At 47.3% G+C, this 387-nt stretch carries 1 rRNA gene; it reads right to left on the bottom strand.

The window, feature by feature from the left end:
• Positions 1-132, bottom strand: a 23S ribosomal RNA gene (locus tag AC1DM9_RS34595); the annotation flags it as partial.
• Positions 133-387 lie beyond the last annotated feature (255 nt).

Genomic DNA, 387 nt, shown 5'->3' with positions numbered 1-387 from the left:
CTGGGTTTCCCCATTCGGAAATCCTCGGATCAATGCCTGCTTACGGCTCCCCGGGGCGGTATCGTTGTTCGCCACGTCCTTCTTCGGCTCCTGGTGCCTAGGCATCCTCCGTGCGCTCTTACTAGCTTAACCAATTGCTCGTGGTGATTCGGCTTGTCCGCCGTTTTCATTTTGTTTCTCTGATCTCCTAAGACATCAAATGGTTGAAACAAAACGAAAAGAAGTCGSAACAATCTCGAACACCTYTCGCTTACGTAAAAACAACTAAAGGATGTTTCAGCAATTCTTTTTCTTTCGTTATCCAGTTTTCAAGGTGCAAGATAAAACATAGGTGTAAAACATAACACCTGCTTGGCGACGTCCTACTCTCCCAAGACCCTGCGGTCT

This window comes from Paenibacillus sp. 01T431, from assembly GCF_056398625.1.
This window is presented reverse-complemented; position numbering and strand designations above follow the sequence as displayed.